At 37.0% G+C, this 24,980-nt stretch carries 19 protein-coding genes; 9 read left to right on the top strand and 10 right to left on the bottom strand.

The window, feature by feature from the left end; genetic code table 11:
• Nucleotides 1-39: 39 nt before the first annotated feature.
• From G9C87_RS15595 to G9C87_RS15565, 7 genes are all read right to left on the bottom strand, one after another.
• On the bottom strand, nt 40-2,106 hold the full coding sequence (locus G9C87_RS15595; protein ID WP_172282807.1) for a polysaccharide lyase family 8 super-sandwich domain-containing protein: 2,067 nt from the start codon (nt 2,104-2,106) through the stop codon (nt 40-42).
• Between the two features lie 12 nt (nt 2,107-2,118).
• On the bottom strand, nt 2,119-3,312 hold the full coding sequence (locus tag G9C87_RS15590) for a glycoside hydrolase family 88 protein (protein ID WP_172282805.1): 1,194 nt from the start codon (nt 3,310-3,312) through the stop codon (nt 2,119-2,121).
• Between the two features lie 10 nt (nt 3,313-3,322).
• Nucleotides 3,323-5,050: a RagB/SusD family nutrient uptake outer membrane protein gene (locus G9C87_RS15585; RefSeq protein WP_172282803.1), complete on the bottom strand. Its 1,728-nt coding sequence runs from the start codon at nt 5,048-5,050 to the stop codon at nt 3,323-3,325.
• A gap of 17 nt (nt 5,051-5,067) precedes the next feature.
• Nucleotides 5,068-8,055 (bottom strand): SusC/RagA family TonB-linked outer membrane protein, encoded by a 2,988-nt coding sequence (locus G9C87_RS15580; protein WP_228457027.1) that lies wholly within the window; start codon nt 8,053-8,055, stop codon nt 5,068-5,070.
• Nucleotides 8,056-8,065: 10 nt separating this feature from the next.
• Nucleotides 8,066-10,504: a M60 family metallopeptidase gene (locus tag G9C87_RS15575; protein ID WP_172282801.1), complete on the bottom strand. Its 2,439-nt coding sequence runs from the start codon at nt 10,502-10,504 to the stop codon at nt 8,066-8,068.
• Between the two features lie 352 nt (nt 10,505-10,856).
• Nucleotides 10,857-11,483, bottom strand: a complete 627-nt coding sequence (locus G9C87_RS15570; RefSeq protein WP_172282799.1) for a bifunctional 4-hydroxy-2-oxoglutarate aldolase/2-dehydro-3-deoxy-phosphogluconate aldolase — start codon at nt 11,481-11,483, stop codon at nt 10,857-10,859.
• Nucleotides 11,484-11,503: 20 nt separating this feature from the next.
• Nucleotides 11,504-12,496: a sugar kinase gene (locus G9C87_RS15565; protein WP_194304267.1), complete on the bottom strand. Its 993-nt coding sequence runs from the start codon at nt 12,494-12,496 to the stop codon at nt 11,504-11,506.
• Nucleotides 12,497-12,654: 158 nt separating this feature from the next.
• On the opposite strand from G9C87_RS15565, the gene G9C87_RS15560 reads away from it, so the two are divergent.
• The 4 genes from G9C87_RS15560 to G9C87_RS15545 are packed head-to-tail and all read left to right on the top strand — an operon-like array spanning nt 12,655 to nt 17,452.
• Nucleotides 12,655-13,476, top strand: coding sequence for an SDR family oxidoreductase (locus G9C87_RS15560; protein WP_172282797.1), 822 nt, complete (start codon nt 12,655-12,657; stop codon nt 13,474-13,476).
• Nucleotides 13,477-13,489: 13 nt separating this feature from the next.
• Nucleotides 13,490-14,650 carry a mannonate dehydratase gene (gene uxuA, locus G9C87_RS15555; protein ID WP_172282795.1) on the top strand — a complete coding sequence of 387 codons (1,161 nt, stop codon included), beginning with the start codon at nt 13,490-13,492 and terminating at the stop codon, nt 14,648-14,650.
• Nucleotides 14,651-14,660: 10 nt separating this feature from the next.
• Nucleotides 14,661-16,064 (top strand): glucuronate isomerase, encoded by a 1,404-nt coding sequence (gene uxaC, locus G9C87_RS15550; RefSeq protein WP_172282793.1) that lies wholly within the window; start codon nt 14,661-14,663, stop codon nt 16,062-16,064.
• Nucleotides 16,065-16,069: 5 nt separating this feature from the next.
• Nucleotides 16,070-17,452, top strand: coding sequence for an MFS transporter (locus G9C87_RS15545; RefSeq protein ID WP_172282791.1), 1,383 nt, complete (start codon nt 16,070-16,072; stop codon nt 17,450-17,452).
• On the opposite strand, the gene G9C87_RS15540 is transcribed toward G9C87_RS15545, so the two are convergent.
• The 3 genes from G9C87_RS15540 to G9C87_RS15530 are packed head-to-tail and all read right to left on the bottom strand — an operon-like array spanning nt 17,439 to nt 19,826.
• Nucleotides 17,439-18,470 carry a LacI family DNA-binding transcriptional regulator gene (locus G9C87_RS15540; protein WP_172282789.1) on the bottom strand — a complete coding sequence of 344 codons (1,032 nt, stop codon included), beginning with the start codon at nt 18,468-18,470 and terminating at the stop codon, nt 17,439-17,441. The genes G9C87_RS15545 and G9C87_RS15540 overlap by 14 nt on opposite strands.
• A 28-nt stretch (nt 18,471-18,498) precedes the next feature.
• On the bottom strand, nt 18,499-18,963 hold the full coding sequence (locus G9C87_RS15535) for a PPC domain-containing DNA-binding protein (protein ID WP_172282788.1): 465 nt from the start codon (nt 18,961-18,963) through the stop codon (nt 18,499-18,501).
• A gap of 20 nt (nt 18,964-18,983) precedes the next feature.
• Nucleotides 18,984-19,826, bottom strand: coding sequence for an NAD(P)-dependent oxidoreductase (locus G9C87_RS15530; protein ID WP_172282786.1), 843 nt, complete (start codon nt 19,824-19,826; stop codon nt 18,984-18,986).
• A 316-nt stretch (nt 19,827-20,142) separates the two neighbouring features.
• On the opposite strand from G9C87_RS15530, the gene G9C87_RS15525 reads away from it, so the two are divergent.
• From G9C87_RS15525 to G9C87_RS15505, 5 genes are all read left to right on the top strand, one after another.
• Entirely contained in the window at nt 20,143-20,769 is a 627-nt protein-coding gene (locus tag G9C87_RS15525) for a chloramphenicol acetyltransferase (RefSeq protein WP_172282784.1), read from the top strand.
• A gap of 154 nt (nt 20,770-20,923) precedes the next feature.
• Complete coding sequence (locus tag G9C87_RS15520) at nt 20,924-22,111, top strand: MFS transporter (RefSeq protein ID WP_172282782.1); 1,188 nt, start codon at nt 20,924-20,926, stop codon at nt 22,109-22,111.
• Nucleotides 22,112-22,217: 106 nt separating this feature from the next.
• Nucleotides 22,218-22,916 (top strand): DsbA family oxidoreductase, encoded by a 699-nt coding sequence (locus G9C87_RS15515; RefSeq protein ID WP_172282780.1) that lies wholly within the window; start codon nt 22,218-22,220, stop codon nt 22,914-22,916.
• A gap of 114 nt (nt 22,917-23,030) precedes the next feature.
• Nucleotides 23,031-23,825: a helix-turn-helix domain-containing protein gene (locus tag G9C87_RS15510; protein WP_172282779.1), complete on the top strand. Its 795-nt coding sequence runs from the start codon at nt 23,031-23,033 to the stop codon at nt 23,823-23,825.
• Between the two features lie 70 nt (nt 23,826-23,895).
• The gene (locus G9C87_RS15505) at nt 23,896-24,915 is read left to right on the top strand and encodes a S41 family peptidase (RefSeq protein ID WP_172282777.1); all 1,020 of its coding nucleotides are present in this window, start codon (nt 23,896-23,898) and stop codon (nt 24,913-24,915) included.
• Nucleotides 24,916-24,980: the final 65 nt, after the last annotated feature.

Here is a 24,980-nt window from a genome sequence, read left to right as displayed (position 1 = left end):
TTCTGATATGCAATTCCATTTATTTTATGTTCTGTCCATTTATAAGATATCTACCATGATTGTATCTTTTGTTTTTGCTTTTTTATCGGGACTCGAGACATAAATTTTCCTGCGATGCTTATTATTAAGATGTTCGATGATCAGATTACAGGCTTTATCTACGGTAATAGTACGATCATTTAACTGGAGCTTTCCGGGTTGATAAAAAACCGCTTGCAGGCTTTGAGTAGATTTTTCAAATACTGCTTGTATCTCATTGTCATTTTTTAAAATAAAAATATCTTGTTGCCCTGCTATCCTTCGAGCCTTTCTATATCTGATCTGAGGGTAGATGATGTATTCATAGTCTGCTTGGTTAGGATGTACACCATGGTCTATCCACAATTTAAAAACTTTTTTGCTTTGAGCCTCCATATCATCAGGATCTTTACTCCCACAAGCAATGCTATTCCATGAGCCGGATTGTATTGCATGAGAAAAGAAAATCGTTTCCTTTTTAGGAAAAATATAAGCGGTATTGTTATGATACAAACCGGAACCTTCCAGTTGTATTTTCTCATCTTGTGCTTCTATTTTGTGTATAGAGTTTGGTCCCAGTTGATAAACATCTCCTTTTGCCCAGTTTTGTTCGACGCTGGTAACCACACGCTCTTTGGCCTCAGAAGAAATCCCCGTTCCTAATGCTACGATTTTATCTTCGAACATAAACCAGGATTTTCGGGCATTTGTTTTAAATTGGTTTTGCATATCAAAAACAAAATTTCCTATTTTCCCATTGGTTACTCCTCCTGAAAAAGTAGAAGTACCATACGTGATATAATCGGTAGCTGGGATAATCTCCTTTTGTGGAGCAGTAGTGCCTGGAATTTTAGCCCAATCCCATATCGGATAGATGTTATAATACTCATTTCCATCAATCAAGAGGGTAGTAGAGCCTATAGAACGATATCCTCCTTTGTTATTTTCACCATTTCCCATATGGCCATAGGTACCACAGTAATCAGTTTCTGCCTGGGCAGTATGGATAGAAGAACCTTTGACAGAAAATAAAAATCTTTTATTTTGTACAGAGACAAAGTCAGTACGCCAATAGTTTGAAAATACTTGTTTGATATGATAACCGGGGTCTTTTTTCTCTAAAATTCTTGCCAAAGCGTCATCATAAGTACTCTTATATTCGGGATCAATCCTTTTCATTTTTTCCAGATAAGCAATTAAATCTATGGCATCAGTAAAATTTTTCCGGCTTATTTGTCGACCAAAGGTATTATGATTGATATAACGTCCGCGAATCTGAGCCAATATTCCCTTCCGAACAAAATTGGATAAAATACGGAGATGTCTTTCTTTCATCTTAAAAGCCGTTTCATGGGTGATATAGCCAATAGAAGCCTGCCCTTTGAAATATTCAGAGCCATATCCAAAAATATGAAGCATAATATCGTGCTGTGCATAAGAGAAATCAGTTTGTATTCCTTCCTTATCCGTAGTCACATTGACACTATACATTCCCTCGATCGCTTTCATAGTGATTTCAGGATCTTGCTTAAGTATTCCTATGAAAAAAAGATGCATATCAAAATCTATCTTATTGACTCCGGTAGTTCCATTGAATCGTCTGACATTCATTTTTTCAATAAGGCTATCCTGAAGAACGGGAGCTAGCTTTTGTGCTCCTGCCTGCTGCATCATAACCAGAATCAAACCCAATGTTCTTGGAGTGCCAATTTCATTATGCCACCAATTGGTGCTGCGGCATTCATGCTGATTCCAATACGATAAAGCCGCTGAAATCTTTTCGAAAATAGAAAAATCCCCTTTAAGGCTACTCCATGGAGCAGTATAAGCTATGGTTAACATTTTTACTCGCTGAAGGTGTTGTGCGGGAGGCCATGGACTACGTGCCTTACTGGTATAGTCTATATCTTTCCAAAATCCATTCTGGAGCAATTGACTAAAGCTTTTCGTATCGTTAAATAGTTGACTTCTATTATTTATGTTTTCCCACTGTTCCTCCACTATACGCAGTCTTATGACTTCAAAATCATTGCCCCGGTACAGAAGAATTCCAAGCAAAAAAAGGATAATACCCATTCTTTCTCTCATAATTACTGATGATTAAAGATACCAGTCTTGATAACGTTTTAAGGCCTCCAAAAAGTAATAATCTGCATAGATGAGCGGAACATCAATTTCTGAGTGTAATGGAAGTGCTCCAGTACTGTGCTTGAGGATAAAGCCTCCATTTTCTCCTATAGCAGACCTATATTTCGGGCCTGATAAAGATATAATTATTTGCTTTGCAACATCGAGATATTTTGCTTTTTCGGGCTCTGGTGTGTATTGACCAAGCTCCAGCAGGGCAGAAGCGATCAATGCTCCTGCTGAAGCATCCCGTGGTACGTCCGGGATTTTAGGATCATTAAAATCCCAGTAAGGAATCTTGTCTTCCGGTAAATTCGGATTCGTCAATATAAAATTGGCAATATTTTGAGCTCGCTTCAAATATTTTGGATCCTTCGTAAAACGATACATCATGGTATAGCCATACAATCCCCAACCTTGCCCTCTTGCCCACGCTGATTCATCAGAATATCCCTGAAAAGTTTTCTTTTTAATGACTTCACCTGTATTCATATTATAATCTACTACATGGTAAGAACTATAATCCGGACGAAAGTGATTCTTTAATGTAGTATTGGCATGGGTAACCGCTATTTCCTGATATTTTGAATCTCCACCGTTTTGACTGACCCAATTCAAAAGTTCAAGATTCATCATATTGTCAATGATCACCGGCCCGTCAAATTTTTTGCTGCTATTCCATGACTGGATAACTTTTGCTGCCGGTTTATACCTGCTGGATAAAGAAGCAGCTGATTGAAAGATGATCTCCTTATATTTTGGATTTCCCGTCAACCTGTATGCATTTCCAAAACTACAAAACATCATAAAACCCAGGTCATGATTTCCGGTGTAGGTTTGATTAGGCGCTATAATGTTGAGTGCTCTTTCCGCCTCTTTTCTGATAACAGGATCTTTGGTCTGCTCATAAATATACCATAAAGAGCCAGGATAAAAGCCTGTACACCACCAGGTCCACTCATAACTAACGACTTTTTTATTGATAGAGTCATAAGTTTGAGGAAGTTTGTCCTCAGGAATAACTTTCATAAGGATCTTATACTGTTTTGCAGCCTGTTTAAAATTATCTTCTATGAGAGCGCCCATTTTTATTTTTTGGGCAGGAATAAAAGCATAGAGCAGATAAAAAAAACATAATAGTATTTTGTATTGGGTACCTGATTTCATAGAACATATTTTACCAGCCGGGATTTTGTTTGATTTTAGGGTTTTTGGCAATCTCTGAAGTGGGCAATGGCCACAAGTAATCTTTTTGCGGATCGAATGTTCTATTGCTTGCGGCTTGGATCAGAATATAATTATTCGCATCTACTGCAGTGTTAGGAGCCCAACCTCCCGTACCAGGGTTAAGCATTTCTGTGAACAAATAACTTCCGGTAACCGATTTAGGTAGCTCCGTTTCAGCTGTTTTCCATCTGAGCAAATCCCAATATCTTAATCCCTCGAATGCAAGCTCTACTCTTCGTTCTCTTCTGATTTCTTCTCTCATATTTAATCCGTTACTTGCAACAAATATATTAGTCAGCTTTGGCATAGATACATAATTAGGTGCTGCTGTTGTCCCTATATTAATCTGTGGTAATCTTGCCCTCAGCAGATTTATGGTTTTATCAAGATCCCCGTCTGAAATAGCTCCGTCTGACTCATACACCGCCTCCGCATAAGTAAGCAATACTTCAGCATAGCGAATAATTGCCCGGTCGATAAAAGACCTTTGATCCTTCCATGCTATAGCATTAGCATATTTTCTAACCGTATATCCTGTTCTGGAAAGCGTCGCATTAGGTGTTGTATATTCACTGGAGGTAAATTCATCTCCTCTTTTCATAAACGAGAAAGACATTCTTGGATCTTTTTTATTAAAGTATTCCGCATGTTTTGTTGTTGAGTTCGGAGCTGTATATAAAGGGGATTTATCTATTGGTAAACCGTCTGCCATTAGATATGATGCAGCGAGAGATTGTGTAGGCCCTGCATTTCCACCTTCAAAAGTTCTTTGAATAGTAGTGGATGTAATGTTATTTGTTGGGTCATTCCCATAGATTCTGACCAATATATTTTCTTTATTTGCCCTGCCATCTCCAGCTTCCTGGAATAGATTATAATAGGCATCATTCTGAATTTCACCATTCGGGCCGCTTTTAGGTGTATTCAATAAGCTATGTAACCCTGAATTCATTACAGCAGCCGACATTTCCTTTGCAATAGTCAAATGTTTTTTAGCGTCTCCGTAACCATGAAATTTGCATCTCGTTCCTTCAAACAGTGCTATTCTGGCCTTCAATGCCTGTGCTGCGGTTTTAGATACTCTTCCATAATCCACAGTGCCTAATTGATCTATTGTTTTCAGTTTTGAAATAGCATTATCCAAATCACTGTATATTTGGTCCAATACTTCATCTCTTGCAGCTCTCGGCAGATATATATCAGGATCATCAATATTCATAGTCTTCAGAATTAAGGGCACTCCTCCAAATCTTATAAACATTTTGTAATAGGCAAATGCTCTAAAAAAATAAGCCTCACCAACATAATTATTAATATCCGCCTCTTTACCTCCTTTTGCAATTACTCCCGGAGCTTTTTCCAGAAGATTATTAGTCGCAAAAATCAGACTATAATCATAATCCTCAGATGTTGCCGGAGTAACCCGTGAGCCATCACTAATTTTATCAGCACTTGTATTCCTTGCCAGATTATCTCCCCATACGTCCTCTATACTCTGACTGGCATTAAGTTCCGGTAATTTTTTATAGAAATAATTAGCTGCCAGTTTAACATCATTTTCATTATTCCAGAAATTCTGATCCACAAGACTGGTCTCCGGAAGCCTGTCAATATTACATGAGCTCATCAGCATAAAAGCTGTAAAACACCCTATTATTATTTTATATTTGAATTTCATATTAATTTTTTTTATCGTTAAAAATCAACATTTACCCCAAGTGCTACTGAAGCCGAAAAAGGGTAATTAATACCATTGTAAGGTTGCTCCGGATCTATAACACCTTTGAACACTCCTAATCTGGAAAATGTCAATAAGTCTTCTCCCGTGATATAAACTCTTAACCTGTTAACAGGCATTCCTTTGAGATCATTTTGTGATAAAGAATACCCAATCTGAACATTTTTCAGTCTTGCATAAGCAGCATTAACCACCCATTTGTCTGATGGGATATTATTCTGTCCTGCATTCAGGAAAGGTCTTGGAAATGCCGCATTAGGATTATCTGGTGTCCAATAATCCATATGGATAGACAATGGCTGATACCATGGTTGCTGCTGAGGGAAGATAAGCTCTGAGCTGGGCATAATATTACGTTTACCCACGCCTTGTACGAAAAGGCTAAAGTCAATATTTTTCCAGTTCATGAATATATTAAGTCCAAACAAATACCTTGGATTGGTGTTCCCCAAGTAAACAAGATCTCCTCTGTCTCCCAATCTTCCACCACCAGGACTAATCTTTCCATCTCCGTTTTGATCTACATAGAGAATATCTCCCAGCCCCGGTACCACTCCCGGCATATTATTCAGATTCGAATAACTGGGTGCATTTTTAAGCTGTTCTGCAGTTTGTATATAGCCGTTTGTCTTATATCCCCAAATTGTATTCAGAGAGTATCCTTCAATAAGATTATATATATTCTGATCCACATCAACCCGATTTAATCCTAACTGAATGATGTCTTTTCCACCATCATAACGAATTACTTTGTTATCACTGTCAGACACATTCGCCATTACACTGAATTTGAAGTCCTGTCCAATTTTCCCTTTATATTGTAAGGACGCTTCCCAACCCCAGGTTTTTAATTCTCCGCCATTGACACGCGGGGTAGAAATACCTATTGTTCCAGGTAAATTAATTCCTACCAGCATATTTTTGTTGAATTTATTATAATAATCAAAACTACCGGTAAGCTTATTATTGAATAAACCAAAATCTACCCCTATATTTCTGGTTTCTATCGTTTCCCAGGCCAAGGTAGGTGATGGAATTCTTGATTGATACAAATAGGTTGTCCTGTCTACTCCCAGAATAATATCACTTCCTGAAGACAAGGATCTCAAAAAGTCGTAATAAGAAATTCCTGTCTGGCTGCCTACTTTAGCCCATGTAAGTCTTGGCTTAAATTCATTAATAAATCCCAATGTATTCTTGAACCAGTCTTCTTTTTGCATATTCCAGCCTAAAGAGAAGGAAGGAAACGCTTTCGCTCTATTTGCTCCCGGTGCCAGTCTGGAGCTTTCATCTCTTCTTAATGTTGCTTCAAAGATATATTTCTCGTTAAAGTTATAGTTAAACCTTCCAAAAAATGCCTGAAGAGCAAATGTATTGATGTTTTGATTATTGGTTTTGTTTTTTGGATCTCCGGTGAAACCTAGGGCTGGATTATCATTGACATATAAATTGCTGGTTCTGGCAGTTAACAAATCATATCTGTAATCTTCGTACTGAAAACCGCCCATAAAATGGAAATGATGTTTATTGAGCTTAAGGTCATAATCTGCTAGGAATTGAACATTTTGTCTTATATCACTACGTTTTTGTACTTCATAGGAATTGGGATTATTCTGTCTTCCCACAATTGCAGGTCCTTTATCATAGAAAACTACCGTTCTTCTGAAAATATTTTCATTAGAGTCAAAGTTTTCGCGCCCATAAATAGCTTTTAGCTCTAATCCTTTTACCATATTTTTAAAGGTAATTGTTCCCACATTAGATAATGTATTCTGGGTTAACCTGTCGAATCCTCCGTCCTTTAATAATGCATAAGCGAAAATAGATGAAGTCCCGCTGATATAATACCTGCCATCTTCCGTGTACACCGGAAACCGTTGCCTGGCTGTATAAAGCTGACGGAATATTCCATTTCCGCCGGTCTCCAGTCCATAACCACCATCAACAGCTTTTTTCTGATATTGACTCGTATAGGAAGACCTTAAGTCCAGTGTAATATATTTGTTGAGCTGTGCACTGAGGTTTAACCTGTAATTCCATCGGCTATAATTATCTTCTCCGATTCTTATCATACCATCCTGTAAAAGGTTGCCCACCGAAGCCATAAAGGTGATTTTCTCCGAGCCTCCACTAAAATCAATATTATTCTGATACATATTATAGGATTTTCTCAGAATCATATCCGGGATGTTCTTCTGATTATAAGTGATGTATCTATTAGGATTATTCGGATCTGTAACATATTCAATTCCTCTTCTTATATAATCCATGTCTATGGAAGAATATTCAGGTTGCAGTCCGGCATTGGCTCTTGCCAAATTTGCATATTCTGCCTCTTGTAGTAATGATACTCTTTTAGGTAGATTGATAGGGTACTGGACTGCCATTGAGGATTGATAGGAAACCTGCATTTTTCCTTTTTTACCCGTTTTTGTGGTTACAATAATAACTCCACCTGCAGCTCTTGATCCGTAAATAGCAGCAGCTCCACCATCCCTTAATGTACTAATGCTTGCAATATCATTAGGGTTTAAAGCTAGAAAGGTATTTTGAGAGGCCACCACATTATCAATAATATAGAGTGGTTCAACTGTTCCATTTGCAGTTGTTGCCCCTCTGATTTCTATGTTTATATTTTCATTCCCTGGTCTTCCTGATGACCGTGTGATGGTTAAACCAGGAGATGCTCCCTGAAGTGCCCGGCCTATATTTGTCACGGGTCTGTCTTCTAAAATTTCCGGGCCCACCGTAGACACGGCTCCTGTTAATGTAAGTTTTTTTTGCTTTCCATAGCCCACTACAATTACCTCGTCTATGTCCTTGGATTTTAGAGTGTCTTTTTTCTTTTCTGTTAGCTTCTGACCCATTAAAGGGCTTCCGATACCTAGAAAGAGGAAGAAAAACACTCCGTTTTTATACCATAAAGAATTCGATGCAGATTTCATGACCTGTTATTTAGTTTTTAATAAACTTTGAGATTGTAGTGCCGGTTTCGGATTCTATATGAATAAAATAGGTGCCCTGAAGTAAAGTGCTCACATCAAAGCTTATAGTTCTACTATTCAGATTGGTTTTCATAGATTTCACAATATTACCCCATGCATTGTATATTTTCACGGTCCCGTTTTGTTTAGCCGGAAGCTTTATATTGATCACATCTTTTGCGGGATTCGGATAAACCTCTGCTTCTCCATTGGCAGATATGAGTTTCGCGGTACCAGATTGAGTAGGTCTTACACAACGAATAGATGCATAATGTCTGGAATTCTTGTTCCCATTTTCCCATATATTGGATTCAGCAGTACTGAAGTTATGATACCAGGTTGACGATTCGTCTATGAAACTGGCTTTCATTCCCATCTGATCTCCGCCATCGTAAGATTGTTGATCATTATTATAAACACCGGCAGGAAGAGCATTGAAGCCTACTGTATTGGCATTGGCATTCTGAATTGTCATTGGTCCTTTTGCCCAAAGTCCATCACTTACACGATCCCGGTCTTCTCCACATTTCATCATGGGAGCAAGTTGGTCATCAGTTGTATTGTATTCTTGCTTAATACTGGTGAACAGATTTTTCCAGTCCTGGGTATTGGCAACATCCCATCCGTTAGGACACCAGCTTTTTGATGCATTGAAAGCATTGGTAGGGTAGTATCTTCCATATACTTTTCCTTCAGAATCTCCTGGAACTGCTACCCCCACCGTATTATTGGTTGCTGCATTATTTCCATCATAGCCATTCCAATTGAGATTCTCCATAAACCAATCGGTATTCCCATAACGCTTATAGGCATATTTTTTACCATCTCTAACGTCGGTAACCTCACCATTTTTACTATCGTAATTACAGTATTTTAATTTAGAGGCAAGTTGGTTGCCAGGTTGTACATCAGCTGATGCTGGAGAAGAGCTTTTAATTCCTATTAAAGGTAATGGATAGGTCATGCCGGGATCCGGAGAAGAGAAAGGAGTTGTGAGGTATAGATTATCATTGTAAGGAGGTTTAGGAAGTTGCTTATCGGAAACAAGCTTGTCTATCTTCTCCTGATAATAGGCTGGAATAAACAGTCCCCATTTGTAATATAAATCCCGAAGATCATATCCCGAAATTTCCATGATTTTATACAAAAAATAGAACTTTCTTTCATCATTACTACTTCCGTCTTTTTCTTCTTCTCTTGTTATTCTGTGCAATAGCTTGGTAAGCTCATCCCCAAAAATATATTGTAATTGAGCCAAAAATATCAAACGACTTTCATTAACATTTTGGTAAACATTTCCGATTTCATTTCCCCAGTAATTACGATTAGCATCGGGTTGGGGAAACCAATTATTATGTACTTTATCCCAAACTGACTGATCCCATTTTTGCCAGTTGGCTCCGAAAAAACTTCTCATTACAGCCATAGAATAAAAATTAACCGTAGTCTCTGTATATTCGCCAGGTTTATAAGCACTTTGCTGGTTTTGATGACCTAACTCATGAGAAATTCCCCAAGGGTTATTTTCTATTTGGTATTGGGTAAGCAATCTTTGCATAGCCCCGTCATTACTCCCATTATATCCGGATCCATAATCTGTGGCAAACATGTATCCGCTGTTCGCTTCAACCATAAGGTTCCTATGACGAGTATTCATCGGCTTGTGAAGCGGATTAGGATCGTCACTGCTTACGCCGCTTATATCCCTCTGGGCATCAAATATTCTTTCTATAGATTTAAGCCATTCGTCTATATTATGAGGCTTGTTGTTATAATTGGTAAGAGAGTATTTTTCCACATTTGCTTTATTAACAACAATGATCGCATTTCTATTGGCAAATACCACATCTGTATAGCCATAGTTTGTCAATTGTTGTTTAAACTCATCGATCGTACTGGTCCCTAAAACATAGTAGGGATGCTTTACATGTTGACTTCCTGTTTGAGCAAAAGTAACTCTGGCCTTTCCTGTAGGATTGTTTCCATTAGTAATATAGCGTAGGTAGATGATTCCACCAGAATGTTGACTTGAAGAAATGGTATTGAGACCAAGCTGTAAAGGGATTTCTTTTACATTGGAACCGTCTTTTATTCTCGTTCCAATAACCAGAGCAGGCATACGGTTGTCTGAAGACGGAGTTAGAATCTCAACATTGAGCTTCAATGTTTTGCCTGCCGGAAGATAAAAGCCTGTAACTATATGGTCAAATTTTTTCTGTACCTGTCTCAACCTTTTTATTTCCACCTCTGTACTTGTAACTTGCGTTAGTTCAATACTGTTATTATATACATCTGAACTTTCTATTGTAAAGCTCTCTATGCTATTTAATTTGTTTTTTTCAGCAAATACAACATTTCCTTTGGCCAATAACAAAAATAGCAAAATTGTAAAAAATATATTTTTTTTCATAATACATTGGTTTTTTGATTCGTAAATGAAACATTAATTATCAATAATACAATTATTATGAGTATTGTTATTCTTTACCCTTATTTTCTAACATTTGTTTCACGCCTTTAAAAACGATCACCTAAACACAATCATATGATTATTAATTACTTACGAAATATTATTTACAAATATTTTCACGAAAACGTTATAGTTATCATAATATGGAAAGAATACCACTGTAAATTACTATGATACAAGTATTAACCTGCTAAAAATAACAGATATGGAATCCTTTTTTTGATGTAAGAAAATTGATTTTTTAAATTGGTAGGGCTTAGGATAATCATTTAAGCCTTACCAAAAATTGCGTTTATTTACTATAAATTAGAGTATTGATCAATTTGTGGAATTCGTCAGGGGATTCTAATAGTTTCAATAAAGCTTCTCCTAACCCTATTGCTGAAGCACCCGCCTCGAACCATTTTTTTATCTCCTCAATCTCTAACGGTATTCCTCCTGTAACCATAAATTTTAAATGGGGAAATAAAGGTTTGATTCCTTTTAAAAAAGAAGTCCCAATAACACTGGCCGGAAATATTTTGATCATTTTTGCTCCAAGATTCGAGCATATAGCAATCTCTGTGGGTGTCATAGCTCCCGGAATCCATATTTTATGATGAATAGCTGCTGCTTCCGCGATCTCGGGAAGGACTACAGGACTAACAAGGAAATCAGCATTTAAGCCGATAAAGGTTTCCGCTTGCTTTCGTGATGTAATGGTACCAGCCCCCAAAACTATTTCTTTAGCATACTTGTCGCGATAATCCACTATTTTTTTAAAGTTTTCTTCTGCTTTCTCTCCCCGGTTGACAAATTCAAAAACCCGGATTCCTGCCTGATATGACCTATTAAACGCTTCAATGCATCGTGCAGGATCATTATGATAGTATACAGGAATAATAGGGTAAGCTTCGATCGTGTTGATAATGGTATTCATAATTATGAAAGGATTGTTACTTATATTATCTTGCTATAAAAATCACCGGGAATAAATAATTTTTCAAATCCCATGCGTGTTGCAAAGTCTATAATCTCCCTGGGGTTATTATTCTGACAAATTCCATAAATCAATCCCCCCATAAAAGCGTCTCCACTACCAATTCTATCTACCACCTCCATTGTTTCATAAGACTCAGAAATCCAGTTTCCGTCCCGGGTGTGATAAGTTCCATAGAAGAGGTTATGTTTTGGATGATCCATAAACCTGAATGTATTAGCAATATGTTGACATTGTGGAAATTGAGTGAAGATTTCCAGGCTTACTTTCTCAGAAAAAATGTAATAATCTTGTTTAGAGGTATTTCTATCAAAATCTTCTTGTATTGAAGTTCCCAACATGAGGTGGGATGACCAGATATTTCCCATAATGACATCACAAAATGTGACCAATTCGAGCATTGCCTCTTTAGGATCTATTCCAAAATCCCATAATCTGTTGCGATAATTTAGATCTACTGAAATAAACAGATTCCTCTTTTTGGCTTCCTTTAAAACTTTTTTCATGATGTGAATCCATCTTTCCGATAGAGAAGGAGTAATGGCACTCCAGTGAAACCATGTACATCCTTCGAATAATTGATCCCAGTCAAGGTATTCTTCATCTATATTGTAAAATGAAGAAAACTTTCGATCATAAACTACTTCGCCGGTGGTGAGACCGTTGTATCCCTCTAAAAAATATAAACCTATCCGATCTCCCTGAATTAAAACTTTAGAAATATCAACCCCTTTATGTTCGAGTACTTCCAAAGCATTTTTTGCTAATATATGATCAGGAACTGCCGTAAAATAAGAAACCGGGATTTCCAATGTGGATAATACTACAGAAACATTGGCTTCTGATCCCCCGGGATACATTTTAAACAAACCAGAGGAGGCTTCCGATATTTCCGGATCTGCATACGTCTCAAATCTTAAAAGCAGTTCACCCAACGAAAGTACTTTGTGCATAAAAATTCAAATATTGATAAAGTAAAAATAAAGATCTATAACGCTATTTAAAAATATGACAGCAAAAAGTTACGAATACGTTTTAGTAGGTAATTTAAAAAAATAGATCTGAAATAAAAATTTGTATTTACATTACATCCTCTATAATATGCAAGCCGATGGGAATATTAAATCAATTTTCATTACAAGATAAAGTAATTGTTATAACCGGAGCAACAGGAGTCTTGGGAGAGGCTTTTGTAACAGCGGTAGCGGAAGCCGGTGCCAAGGTTGTCATCATGGGAAAGTCTGAAGCCAGAGCAAATGAGCGGAAAATATTGGCTGAAAGTCTAGGTTCGGAAGCATTGGTTGTCATAGGGGATGTTTTACTTGAAGAAGATATGGTAAGAGCAAGAGAAGAAATTCTTACCAGGTTTGGGACAATAGATGGATTGGTAAATGCCGCTGGAGGAAATATTGCCGGTTCAACATTAGAACCTGAACAGGATCTGTTTTCTTTAAATCTGCATAATATCAGAAAAGCTATTGAACTCAACCTTTATGGGACTATGATCCCAACCCATATTCTGGGTCAGGTGATTGCAGAAAAAGGCAAAGGAGCTATTGTAAACATTTCCTCTTTGGCAGCAGACCGCTCTTTAACCCGTGTATTAGGCTATACTGTTGCCAAACATGGTATTGAAGGATACACAAAATGGATGGCAACAGAACTGGCACTTCGTTACGGAGACCAGGTTCGCATGAATGCTATTGCTCCGGGGGTATTTCTTACGATCCAAAATAAGAATCTCCTGATTGATGAAAATGGAAACTATACTTCGAGGGCGCAAAAATTTATCAATCATACTCCATTCTCAAGGCTTGGACTCCCCACAGAATTACAAGGAACATTGGTTTATCTGCTCAGTAATGCATCGGTATTTGTGAATGGAGAAACGATATTTGTAGATGGTGGATTTAGTGCATGGAGTGGTGTTTAAAATAAAATTAAGAATGAATAAATTGGAACAAACATGGAGATGGTATGGTCCTCAGGACCCTGTATCCTTACAACATGCAAAACAAGCAGGTGCTACAGGAATTGTAACAGCACTGCACCACATTCCTCATGGGGAAATATGGACAAAAGAAGAAATTATCCGGCGAAAAGAAATGATAGAATCCTCCGGATTAACCTGGTCGGTTGTTGAAAGCGTTCCGGTTCATGAATCCATAAAAACCCGGTCAGGAGATTCAGAAAAATATATAAAAAATTACTGTCAAACATTAGCCAATCTAAGTGCCTGCCATATCAAAACGATTTGCTACAATTTTATGCCGGTTTTAGACTGGACAAGAACCCAATTGGATTTAGAAATGGAAGATGGTTCAAAAGCATTGTATTTCGATTGGATTGATCTTGCTTACTTCGATATACACCTGTTACAACGTGAAGGCGCTATCAATGACTATTCGGACCTGATCTTAAAAGCGGTTGATGAAAAAAAGGAAAACATAACAGCGGAAGAGCGTAAAGTATTGTCTGAAAATATTTTAATGGGAATACCAGGAGAAAAGAACATTACTCTGGAAAGCCTCAGAAAGAGTATAGACGTCTATAAAAATATCGGAACTGAAGGATTGCGGGCCAATTTAAAACATTTCTTAGAATCTATCGCTTCTGTTTGCCGGAAAGAGAAAATAAAAATGACCATTCATCCTGATGATCCTCCTTATCCTATTCTGGGATTGCCAAGAATTTTAAGTCATAAAGAAGACTTTGAGTATCTGTTAAACACCATAAATGATGAGTTCAATGGTGTTTGTTTCTGTACCGGGTCTTTAGGAGCCGGTATCCATAATAATATTCCTGAGATCTTTGATTTGGTAAAAGACCGGGTAAACTTTATCCATCTCCGCAATGTCAAAAAGGATAAAATCGGAAATTTTTACGAAGCAGATCATTTGAATGGTGATGTAGATATGTATCATATTATGAAAGCGATTACTACTGAAAATCAAAAAAGAAGCATTCCAATTCCATTCAGGCCGGATCACGGTCATCAAATGATGGATGATATGAATAAGATAACCAATCCGGGCTATTCTGCGATCGGCAGATTGCGGGGACTGGCAGAACTAAGGGGACTGGAAATGGGAATTTTAGGACAATAATCAATATTATATGGAATATTTCTTGCAAAATAATTTTATTTTGGAATCATCTGTAGCAGAGAAGCTCTATTTTGATTACGCGGCTCCGCAGCCTATTATTGATTATCATTCTCATTTATCACCGCATATTTTAGCCCGTAATCAACCATTTGAAAATATGACTGAACTATGGCTTCAGGATGATCATTACAAATGGCGGGCAATGAGGGCTTTTGGTGTAGAGGAATTATTTATTACCGGAGAGGTAGATCCAAGGGAAAAATTTAGGAAGTGGGCAGAGGTAGTACCTTATACTATAAGAAGTCCTTTGTTCCACTGGACTCATATGGAACTTAAAAATCCTTTTGGAATCAAAGAATTATTAAATCCTAATACGGCAGATCGAATTTATAACCAGACTTTAGAGCAGCTGCAAAGTGAAGATTTTAAACCGAGGAAAATTTTGCAAAACTTTAATGTGGAAATGCAGGGAACCACAGATGACCCTATTGACTCGCTCATGGACCATCAACAATTAAGGCAAGAAGAATCTGGCATAAAAGTACTTCCTTCTTTTCGACCAGATCAAGTTTTCAATATCAATCAGGGGGATGGTTATAGAAACTATATCCAACAATTAGAACAAGTCAGCTACACGAAGATCAGTAATTTTGAATCCCTGATTGCAGCGCTAAAAAAAAGGATTGATTATTTTCATCTGGCAGGCTGTGTCTCATCCGATCATAGCTTTCCCTCAATGCCGGTTCCGCATTTCACTATAGAAGAAGCCGATCAGATTTTTCAACAGGTAATGAATGGCGATGATTCCCAGGCAGAAAAAGTTCATACGAGTTTCACATTTTATGTTTTAACAGAATTATGCAAGTTATATTATGACAAAGGCTGGGTACAACAATTCCATCTCGGTGCTCTTCGTGATGGAAATATTAACAAAGCTAAGATTGCAGGTTCTAATCAAGGATATGATTCCATTGGGGATTATGCCCAGGCTACACAACTTTCTTTTTTCCTAAGCCACATGGAAGGAGAGGCACAATTAGCTAAAACGATTATCTATAATCTTAATCCCTCTGATAATGCTTTGTTTGCAGCTATGATAGGAAATTTTCAAGGGGATGGAATTAAGGGAAAAATACAATTAGGGTCTGCGTGGTGGTTTCTCGATCATCTCGATGGAATGACACAACATCTGAATGAACTTTCTAATATTGGTTTATTAAGCACTTTTATAGGAATGACTACAGACTCGAGATCGTTTGTTTCGTATTCCCGACACGATTATTTTCGCAGGCTACTGTGTAATTTATTAGCCAATGATATCAGAAAGGGATATCTTCCTCATGATATTCCTTTTATCGGATCGGTCATCAAAGATATTTGTTATCAAAATATTAAAAACTATTTCAATTTATAAAAGCTATGGAAAGCAATAGGGTGAAAAACTATAGATGGGTTATTTGTTCATTACTATTTTTTGGAACAACCATTAATTATCTCGATCGTCAGGTTCTGAGTTTGCTTCATCCTGTTTTGGAAGAACAATTTCAATGGTCCAATTCAGATTATGGGATCATCACAGCTATTTTCCAACTTTCTTACGCTTTTTTCATGTTGCTGGCAGGCAGATTTGTAGATAAAATGGGAACGAAAAAAGGATATGCGATTGCTTTGGTCATTTGGTCTGTCGGAGCTATTATTCACGCTTTTGCAATCCCAATGGGTGAGGTTTCAGTCCAAATATTAGGGGTATTAGGTTTCAGCGGACTTTCTATTTCGGTGACGGGATTCATTATTGCACGTCTGATTCTTGGTGTGGGAGAATCCGCAAATTTCCCTGCAGCCATTAAGGCAACCGCGGAATACTTCCCAAAAAAAGAACGTGCTTTGGCTACCGGAATCTTTAATTCAGGTTCAAATGTCGGAGCTATACTCGCGCCGCTCACAGTTCCGTGGCTGGCATATTATTATGGCTGGCAAAGTGCTTTTATTATCATTGGCTCTTTAGGCTTTTTCTGGTTGATCTTATGGTTGATTTTTTATGATACCCCGGTAAAACAAAAAAGATTGTCACCTGAGGAGTTAAACTATATATTATCAGATTCGACTTCTGACATAAAAGCTGAAGAAGAAAAGGAATATAAAGTCTCCTGGCTAAAGCTGTTGACGTTTAAACAAACCTGGTCATACTCATTAGCCAAATTCCTAACAGATGGAGTATGGTGGTTTTTCTTGTTTTGGCTGCCATCCTACCTGAACAAAAAATTCCATCTTTCAGGCTCGGATATTATACTTCCTTTAAGTGTATTGTATACCATGACCATGATCGGAAGTATTTGCGGAGGATGGCTGTCCATGTATTTTATCAATAAAGGATTTGCTCCTTATGATGGCAGGATGAAAGCAATGTTTTATATTACTTTAGTTCCATTGATCGTTCTTTTTTTAGTTCAGCCTTTATCCGGAATATCATATTGGGTTCCTGTTATTTTAATCGGATTAGCAGCTTCTGCACACCAAGCCTGGTCAGCCAATGTATACACTACTGCCTCGGATATATTTCCCAAAGCAGCAACAGCAAGTATTACAGGAATTGGAGGCATGGCAGGCGGGATGGGTGGAGCACTCGTTTCTTTTTTTGTAGGAAAAGTCTTTGACTATTATCACCGAATCGAAGATCCCAACCTAGGATATACATTAGTATTTTCAGCTTGTGCTGTTGCCTATCTTGTGGCATGGATCATTATGAAACTGCTGGTCCCAAAGGCAAAAATCATCAGAATAGAAGAAATCACAAATCTGTAGATTTATTAAAATGAATTGTAGTATCCAATAAAATAGTTTCATAAGCCCTATGTCTTTTATGTTGTTCCATATTTAATAAATCAACAAGTTTAGTAAGAGCCGTAAAACCTATCTCTTGTGTAGGTTGACGTATACTTGAAAGAGAAGGATTAAGAGCAAAGGGCATATCAAAATTTGAAAATCCAATCACGGCAATTTCCTCCGGTACTTTCACCTTCATCTGAGCTAAAATCCCAAGGACACGGATTGTAATCACACCCGTAGCCCCAAATATAGCATTAGGCTTTACCTTGGATTTTAATAATTCGGTGAGTGCCTGCGAAATTTGTTGATCCATCATTTCACTATTTTCAAGATTACAGGTAAGCATAAATTTGGGATAAAAAGGAATATCTAAGGTTTTTAGTGCTTTTTTAAATCCTTGAATTCGTGGATTATTTTCTCCAAATTGACATCCTGTAATAAATACTATTTTCTTTCGATTAATCCTGATGAGATGCTGAGTAGCTTGCAAGGCTCCTTTATATTCATTAACTCCTATTTTCATCGTTTCTAAAGAAGGATTGAAACGATCAAACAAAACAACAGGACAAACTTCCGAATTGATTTGACGCAAATATTCTGTATTGGATGTTTCACTGACAGGGGCTAGTAAAATGCCATCCACCCCTTTATTCAATAATGCCTCAATACATGATTTTTCATTTTCTACATTTTCATGACTCTGCATGATGATGATATCATATTCTGTCTCATAAGAAGCTTTTTGTATTCCATCCAAAATTTGAGAAACAAAAATATTGTTGATGGAACAGACGACTACTCCAATCGTATTGGAATGACCTCCCTTTAAGCTTTTGGCTAAGCGATTGGGCTTATAATGATTTTCTTTTGCGTAGTTCCGAACTCTTATTTTTGTTTCCTCACTGATTTCATAACTATCATTTAAAGCTTTAGAAACTGAAGAAACAGAAAGTCCCAAACTTTGTGCAATATGTTTTATGGTAATTTTTGTCATTCTATCAATTGCTTTTTATCGATTCAGCTTATTCCTTTTCAAAGTCATAAAAATTAATCCCAACTTCTACATCTTTGACCTTGAATATTCTGGTATCCAGCGGATAAAAAATAAATTCTCCGGCACCGCAAATTTTTGCATCCAAAAGATGTCCTGCCAGAGCTGTATAATCCTGTCTGCCTAACGTGATATGCAAATGGAGTAGTGGCTGGCCGTTGAGCTCAGAAACATTCCCGGAAATATTGGAGACTTCCATTTGTTCATTGAACGTTTTATCTACATATTTCTTTGTTGAGGGCACAAAATAACGAAGTGTCGCTTCACTTACAGCACCAATTCCTGTTATTTCTCCCGATTTGATGTCTTGATTTATTACAAAATCGGTCAACGCTTCCACAATACCTGAATGGTTTTTCACACTCACAATATAAGTGGAATTTACTTTTTTAGCAGTCCAGTTATTTCCTTTTAAAATAGCAGTATTCGTACTCATCATATTTCAGTTTACACTTATTATTTCTTAAGATAATTGATGATCCCGATAACATCATCTTTTCCAAATCCTTCATCATGGGCAGATTGATAGGTTTCAATAAGCGTTTTTGATAAAGGATAATCAGCTCCTGCATTATGGGCTAAAAGGATATCTTTTAACATCAGATCCAGGGCAAATGCCGGTGCATAATCATCATTGATCAGTAGTGGTGTTTTTACTTTTGTGGCACCACTTCCACTTGCACTTTCATTAATGATATCAAGCATGTCCTTCCTGTCGATTCCCAATTTATCTGAAAATAAGACCGTTTCCGCAAGGCCCTGATAGAGCGTAGACAGAAAATAATTCACCGAAAGCTTAGCAGCGATTCCTTTTCCGTTCTCTCCTAAATGTCTGATCTTTCCCAGCTTTTGTAAATAAGGTTGTGCAAGATTAAGATCCTTTTCATCACCTCCTGCCATGATGATCAATGTTCCATCAGCTGCAGGTTTGGTACTTCCTGCTACAGGTGCATCGATAAAACCGGCTTCCTTTATCTTAACTGCAGAGGAAATATCATTGGTCGCTTGTGGAGAAATGGTACTCATATCTACGAAAAGTTTTCCATGAATATCCTCTGAAAGAATTTCTTCATATACCTGGCGCACTGCTGTATCATTGGTCAGCATTGTAAAAATAACATCACTGTTTTTTACCAGCTCAGTAACTTTGGTATATACGGTTGACTTCTCCTTAAAATCATTTGCTTTTTCGGTGGTTCTGTTATAGACAGACAAAGGAAATCCTGCTTTTTCTAAATTTTTAGCCATGGGATGCCCCATATTTCCTAATCCGATGAATCCAATTTTTGCGTCTTCCATATTTTTATTTTTTGTAAAATGTAAAAAGTATTAATACTGAATTGAAAGTTGGAAAATGCAGCTTAAAGATTAGATAAATAATGATAATTATGTATGGTTGTTCATAACTGCCTCAGATTTCATATCCTGTAACCATTGATTTAAAATCCGGGATTCATAATTTACTTCTTATTTCTTAAGCCTTACAATGTGTTTTTCTATCCAAACAACAATCAACGTATCAAAATTACGCATTCCAAAATCAATTTTATTACCCTTACATTTTTTATAATGAGAAAACTTACAGAAATTTGCAGAAAAAATAAGCAGTATAAAAATGAAGATCATTGATGTTGAAAAGTGGAACAGAAAAGAACATTTTAATTTTTTTTCAAAAATGGCAAGTCCTTATTTTGGTTTTACAGCAGAAGTGGATTGTACAAAAGCTTATGATACTGTAAAAACTAACGGTTATTCTTTTTTTGCCTATTACCTTCATAAATCAATGGCTGCCGTGAATTCTGTTGAAGAACTGAAAATGAGAATTGTTGATGATCAGGTGGTCATTTTCGATATCATCGATGCGGGAAGTACAATCGCCAGGGCAGACGGAACTTTTGGTTTTTCTTACATCCCTTTTTCAGAAAGCTTTGACGTTTTCAATAAAGAATTACAAAAAGAAATTCAGGCTGTACAAAACTCCACAGGATTAAGATTAAGTACTGATACCGTCACCAAAGCTTTAATAAGACATTCTACTATTCCCTGGAATTCTTTCAGTGCATTGCTGCATCCTACGAATTTTGATAAGACGGAATCTATTCCGAAAATTACATTTGGAAAATACAGCATCCGTAACGGAAGGAAATATTTACCGGTTTCCATAGAAGCTCATCATGGTCTGGCAGACGGTCTTCATCTGGCAAAATACTTCGAAGAATTTCAAAAACAATTGGATTTATAACGAATAATTTTAATGTAATTAAATTATCTTTGCAGGTAATTAAAAGGTTTCTTTTTCTTTCTGACCGGAATTTAAATCCTCGATTTGATTCCGGAAATCAGGAAAGATACTTATCTCATTATTCTATAATTAATTTTGAATTTAAAACGTTAGTATGCAGGCGAGTTCTTCTCAGGGCATTTCCAGAACTGTGATATGGCTGATGGCTATTATTTCAGGGTTGGTAGTTGCCAACAACTATTATAATCAGCCACTATTGGCACTCATTTCAAATGATGTACATATTTCAGAAAGTGCTGCCAGCAAAATATCCGTACTGACCCAGATAGGATATGCACTGGGATTGCTTCTTATTGTTCCGTTGGGTGATAAATTTTTCCGTAAAAAACTGATTTTGATTGATCTTCTTTTGGTTTTCGGATCACTTTTATGGATGACCTTTGCTACTCAACTATGGATGCTGTATGCGGCGAGCTTACTGATCGGAATGACCTCTGTTATTCCGCAGCTTTTTGTTCCTATCGCAGCAGAACTTTCAACTGATGAAAAGAAGTCTTCCAATATAGGATTGGTAATGTCCGGATTACTTTTGGGTATTCTCTTATCCAGGTTTGTAGGGGGAATCCTGGGAGAAATTCTGGGTTGGAGGGCCGTTTTCGGTATTGCGGCAGGCTTGATGATACTCGTTTGGTTTGCAGTGTATAAAATGCTTCCTGAGCTCTCACCAAATTTTAAGGGGACATACAAAGATCTGATGCGTTCTGTATTTCATCTCGCAAGAACACAGCCTGTTTTACAACTGGCCTCTTTCCGGGGCGCAATGGCTTTTGGCTCTATGTGTGCTTTATTCACCACTTTGGTTTTTCATATGGAGAAACCGCCATTTAATGCCGGTTCATCTGTGGTAGGGAGTTTTGGTCTGGCAGGGGCAGTAGGTGCTTTAGCCGCAGCCAAAGTCGGGGCATTCCAAAAGTTCATGAATATAAACAGGATCATATTCTACTCACTACTAATCGTTTTAGGCAGCTGGGCTTTTACCTATTTTGCAGGATACACGTATTGGGGTTTGATTGTAGGAGTCATCCTTGTTGATCTCGGAGTACAATCCAGTCATATTATGAATCAAACCAGTTATTTTCTGATCAGAACCAATGCGGTCAACCGCCTGAATACGGTTTATATGGTCTGCTACTTTATCGGTGGATCATTAGGAACATGGCTGGCATCGGTTGCATGGCATTACGCACAGTGGGAAGGGGTGTGCTTCGTTGGGGCAAGCTTTGGTCTCTTAGCTTTAATCGCTCATTTGATCTTTAGCAGGAAAGTAAGTAAAACATTGTAATCCGCGTTTCTATTCGTGAAACAAAGTAGATTCAAGTTAAATGTAATAAATTTTGTTACATTAAAATTAAATGGTAACTTTGCAGAACATTACAACAAGAATTACAATGAAAATAGAAATATGGTCGGACGTTATGTGTCCGTTTTGTTATATAGGAAAAAATAATTTTGAACAGGCTCTTCAAAAATTGCCATTCAAAGATCAGGTAGAAGTAGAGTGGAAGAGCTTCCAGCTGGATCCTACCTTAAATACAGGTGAAACAAAGAATACACTTACCTACTTCAGAGAGAAAAAAGGCTTTCCTGAGACCCAGGCTACGCAAATGATCAGCCAGGTTACTCAAATGGGAAAAGGGGCTGGTATTGATTTCAATTTTGAAACTGCGCTTATAACCAATACGTTTCCTGCACATAAATTGTTGCAGTTATCTAAAAAATACAACAAGTCCAATGAAATGGAGGAAGCTCTGTTCATCGCCCATTTTATTGATGGCAAAGACGTGGGGGATGTTGATACATTGGCAGAAATTGCAGAATCACTGGGTATTGATGAAGAGGAGGCAAAGCATGCAGTAACTTCAGAGGAATTGACATCAGAAGTCAATGAAGACATCCAACAAGCCAGAAATAATGGAATTACCGGCGTTCCATTTTTTGTTTTAAATGGGAAGTATGCTGTTTCGGGCGCTCAACCTGTTGAAGTTTTTGAAAATGCACTCCAGCAAACGTATAAAGAAACGGTTTCTCCATTCACAGATCTTTCTAATGGAGAAAATGCCTGTGACCCCGATGGATGCAGCATTTAACTGATATAATATTCAGAAGACAATTAAATTACGTTATATAGAAAAACCTGAAGAGATTTTCTTCAGGTTTTTCTTTTGTATTTGTAATTTTATACCCTTATTTATTGTCAGATTATGGATATCCATTTTTACCAACCAAGAAATCCTGTTCTTAAAAAATATATCCAGGGATATTATTTTATGGATAAAGATGAATCTGCTTCGTCTATCAGATATCTGACATTTCCAAACAATTTTTTCATTGTTTCAGCCTGTCAGGATGCCGAGATCAGATCGGATGAAGGCAGTATGGAAATTTATCATTCTCCCATAAAAAATATAGTGATTGATTTGGTCTCCCGATGCACAGGATCTACGGAAATCTTTTATGAGAAACCCATTAATGAAATTACCATCTACTTTAAACCTTTGGGGATCTATCATTTTTTTAATGCTGACAACTGCTTAATTCTAAAAGATAAAATTTTATCTTCGGACTTTCGTGAGGCTATGGATAAGATACTGAATGAACACGGGAAGGAAATACAAATAAAAGCCCTGGAAGATTACCTGCTCTCTAAATTCATTGATAAGCATCTGACTGGAGCCGAAAATATCATCAAAGACCTTGAGAATGATATCAGTATCCTTGACATTGCGGAAAAGAATGGCATTACAAGACAATACGTTAATAAAATTACCAAACGGTTTGTAGCAAAACCAGCCTCCGAATACCGTAAAATAAACCGGTTTCGAAATTCCCTGCTGCAAAACAAACACGTAAAAAATCTTACGGAATTGTCCTATGAAAATCTTTTTTACGACCAGTCTCATTTTATCAAAGATTTTAAGGAACTTACTCAAATAACTCCAAAAACATTCTTCAAAAAAGTTAATACAGAACAAAATAATATCTGGTTATTTATTTAATCTGTTTCCTTTTTTACAATTCTCAATTTTTCCTGCCCCGTACTTTTGTCATGAACTTAAATTATATCTCATGAAGAAAACACTTGTCCTCATATCATTATTATATTCTTTAGCATTCTGCTGCCAGAAAACAAACAACCCTGTTGTGAAAGATATTCTGGAAAAGGTCAAAGATCACTATACAGATAAAGATCTTTATAAAAAGCTTGAAACAGAATTTCAACCGGAAGACTGGGATACACTGACCGGAAAAGAACTGGCTCAGAAGCTTACTGAAAAATTGAGGACTGTGTCCGGTGATCAGCATTTTTTCATTAAATACAAGGACGGTCTAACATCTGAAAATAAGAAAAATGCAAAGGAAACCGCTACTGAAAATAATTTCCTTAATAGCCTTGAAAATTTCGGATTCGAAAATGTAAAAAGATTGGAAGGGAACATTGGTTATATTAATTTCAAAGGGTTTGCAGAATCCCGTTCAAGTGCAAAAACACTTGCATCAGTAATGGATTTTGTTGCGAATACCAACTCTTTGATTATTGATCTTCGTGAAAACAGAGGAGGTGATAATGGAATGCTTATCTTATTTTGCAGTTATTTTTTCAAAGAAAAAACCAATCTGTATTCTACCTATTTCAGAGACAAAGAAAAAACGGTTCAAAATACTACCCGAACAAAAGTTTTAGGAAAAAAATACCTTGATAAAAATGTCTATATCCTTACGAGCAGGTCTTCTTTTTCTGCTGCGGAAGGATTAGCCTACTTTCTTAAAAACTATAAACTCGCCAAAATCATTGGAGAAAATACCGGAGGGGCGGCAAATCCTGTAGACGAATTTATTATTGCAGATCAATACCTCACCGTTATTCCGGTTGGAAAAATTACAGCCACAATAAGCCATGGAAACTGGGAACACACGGGTGTTTCCCCAGATATAAAAACCACATCGGAAAATGCTTTCAAAACAGCATATATTCTGGCTTTAAAAGAGATCATGAACAGTAAAATACAAACAGAATTGAATAGGAATGAGCTGGAAAATCTTATTGAGAAATTAGAAAATGAGAAAAGCAAGATGGCAGTTTTCTAAGCTTATATTTTCCAAATTGTAATACATTATAAAAAATCCTTTCTGCACAAACGCTCAGAAAGGAT

The sequence above is a fragment of the Chryseobacterium sp. LAM-KRS1 genome (genome assembly GCF_013184525.1).
Lineage (GTDB): Bacteria > Bacteroidota > Bacteroidia > Flavobacteriales > Weeksellaceae > Chryseobacterium > Chryseobacterium proteolyticum.
The sequence above is the reverse complement of the archived record's forward strand: the minus strand, read 5'-3'. Positions and strand labels throughout refer to the sequence as shown.

Coding starts and splice junctions, on each gene's coding strand:
- uxaC (WP_172282793.1), top strand. CDS start 14,661: ATGGAATATTTCTTGCAAAATAATTTTATTTTGGAATCATCTGTAGCA.
- G9C87_RS15590 (WP_172282805.1), bottom strand. CDS start 3,312: ATGAAATCAGGTACCCAATACAAAATACTATTATGTTTTTTTTATCTG.
- G9C87_RS15560 (WP_172282797.1), top strand. CDS start 12,655: ATGGGAATATTAAATCAATTTTCATTACAAGATAAAGTAATTGTTATA.
- G9C87_RS15510 (WP_172282779.1), top strand. CDS start 23,031: ATGGATATCCATTTTTACCAACCAAGAAATCCTGTTCTTAAAAAATAT.
- G9C87_RS15540 (WP_172282789.1), bottom strand. CDS start 18,470: ATGACAAAAATTACCATAAAACATATTGCACAAAGTTTGGGACTTTCT.
- G9C87_RS15505 (WP_172282777.1), top strand. CDS start 23,896: ATGAAGAAAACACTTGTCCTCATATCATTATTATATTCTTTAGCATTC.
- G9C87_RS15575 (WP_172282801.1), bottom strand. CDS start 10,504: ATGAAAAAAAATATATTTTTTACAATTTTGCTATTTTTGTTATTGGCC.
- G9C87_RS15515 (WP_172282780.1), top strand. CDS start 22,218: ATGAAAATAGAAATATGGTCGGACGTTATGTGTCCGTTTTGTTATATA.
- G9C87_RS15570 (WP_172282799.1), bottom strand. CDS start 11,483: ATGAATACCATTATCAACACGATCGAAGCTTACCCTATTATTCCTGTA.
- G9C87_RS15565 (WP_194304267.1), bottom strand. CDS start 12,496: ATGCACAAAGTACTTTCGTTGGGTGAACTGCTTTTAAGATTTGAGACG.
- G9C87_RS15585 (WP_172282803.1), bottom strand. CDS start 5,050: ATGAAATTCAAATATAAAATAATAATAGGGTGTTTTACAGCTTTTATG.
- G9C87_RS15595 (WP_172282807.1), bottom strand. CDS start 2,106: ATGAGAGAAAGAATGGGTATTATCCTTTTTTTGCTTGGAATTCTTCTG.
- G9C87_RS15545 (WP_172282791.1), top strand. CDS start 16,070: ATGGAAAGCAATAGGGTGAAAAACTATAGATGGGTTATTTGTTCATTA.
- G9C87_RS15525 (WP_172282784.1), top strand. CDS start 20,143: ATGAAGATCATTGATGTTGAAAAGTGGAACAGAAAAGAACATTTTAAT.
- uxuA (WP_172282795.1), top strand. CDS start 13,490: ATGAATAAATTGGAACAAACATGGAGATGGTATGGTCCTCAGGACCCT.
- G9C87_RS15535 (WP_172282788.1), bottom strand. CDS start 18,963: ATGAGTACGAATACTGCTATTTTAAAAGGAAATAACTGGACTGCTAAA.
- G9C87_RS15530 (WP_172282786.1), bottom strand. CDS start 19,826: ATGGAAGACGCAAAAATTGGATTCATCGGATTAGGAAATATGGGGCAT.
- G9C87_RS15580 (WP_228457027.1), bottom strand. CDS start 8,055: ATGAAATCTGCATCGAATTCTTTATGGTATAAAAACGGAGTGTTTTTC.
- G9C87_RS15520 (WP_172282782.1), top strand. CDS start 20,924: ATGCAGGCGAGTTCTTCTCAGGGCATTTCCAGAACTGTGATATGGCTG.